1 protein-coding gene and 1 pseudogene are annotated in these 1,294 nt (G+C 51.5%); both read right to left on the bottom strand.

The features are described from left to right. Positions 1-281: 281 nt before the first annotated feature. Positions 282-500: pseudogene (locus tag VA602_RS00490) on the bottom strand (helix-turn-helix transcriptional regulator); the annotation flags it as partial. Between the two features lie 155 nt (positions 501-655). Beyond that, positions 656-979, bottom strand: coding sequence for a hypothetical protein (locus VA602_RS00485; protein WP_323452164.1), 324 nt, complete (start codon positions 977-979; stop codon positions 656-658). Positions 980-1,294 lie beyond the last annotated feature (315 nt).

Below are 1,294 nucleotides of genomic sequence, written 5' to 3'. Positions count from 1 at the left end.
TCGGGCAGTGGAAAATCATAGGCTTTCATTGCAACCTCACAAAATAGGAAATTGAAAAATTAAAACCCTTAGCTTCCAATCTGGCACTCAACGAACGCTGCACAGACAGTCGAAACTTTGGGAAGTTGGCGCCCCAAAGCATTCCTACGGAGTAGGCATATAGATCAGAAACTGCACCTAGCTATATCACACGCCTTAACGCTTGCGCACCTGACAAAATTATCAGGTAACTTCCCGCCGGGGCCTGCTCATCCAACATGCTTTTCTGGGCCAAGCACGCCCTACGTCCTGCGAACCAAGCCGATATCCCGAGACGGCGCACACCCAAACTGGCGGCTGTACTCACGGCTGAACTGCGACGGGCTTTCATAGCCGACCCGGTAACAGGCGCTCGACACATCCAACCCCTCACCCAACATCAGCCGCCGAGCCTCCTGCAGGCGCAATTGCTTCTGGTACTGCAACGGGCTCATGGCGGTGACGGCCTTGAAACGGTGGTGCTCGTGAAGGAGCCGTGGCGGGATTGTTTCTTAGGTTAGAGGCCAGACCATTGCAGTGCCGAGTGCCTGCCCTTATTAAAAGCCCGAATTAATGCAAATTCGGGCAATGCAAGATCATCAGCCGCCTCGCTTCAAATGTTGTCGACGCGGGGCTTTTAATTGTTCACAGGGCCAATGATGATCGTGACCGGATCTGAGGGAAAGGTGACTTCTGAATCCGGATCAAACAACCCCCACTGCAATTGATAAACACCATCAGGGCCCAAGCTGGAGGCTGGAATATCAAGGATAATCGGTGCAACCCAGTCTGCGGGCATCGGCACCTGAAATATTAATCTCCAGTCCAAAAAAACTGCAATATTCGAAGTAGGGAATGCATCCTTGATGGGTCTCACTTTTAATTGAAGACCGGAGGACCGGTCCGGCAAATAATACTGAACGTTCAGTGCCTCGGGCAGTGGAAAATCATAGGCTTTCATTGCAACCTCACAAAATAGGAAATTGAAAAATTAAAACCCTTAGCTTCCAATCTGGCACTCAACGAACGCTGCACAGACAGTCGAAACTTTGGGAAGTTGGCGCCCCAAAGCATTCCTACGGAGTAGGCATATAGATCAGAAACTGCACCTAGCTATATCACACGCCTTAACGCTTGCGCACCTGACAAAATTATCAGGTAACTTCCCGCCGGGGCCTGCTCATCCAACATGCTTTTCTGGGCCAAGCACGCCCTACGTCCTGCGAACCAAGCCGATATCCCGAGACGGCGCACACCCAAACTGGCGGCTGTACTC

The sequence above is a fragment of the Pseudomonas machongensis genome (assembly GCF_034961125.1).
In the GTDB taxonomy this organism is placed as follows: Bacteria; Pseudomonadota; Gammaproteobacteria; order Pseudomonadales; family Pseudomonadaceae; genus Aquipseudomonas; species Aquipseudomonas machongensis.
This window is presented reverse-complemented; position numbering and strand designations above follow the sequence as displayed.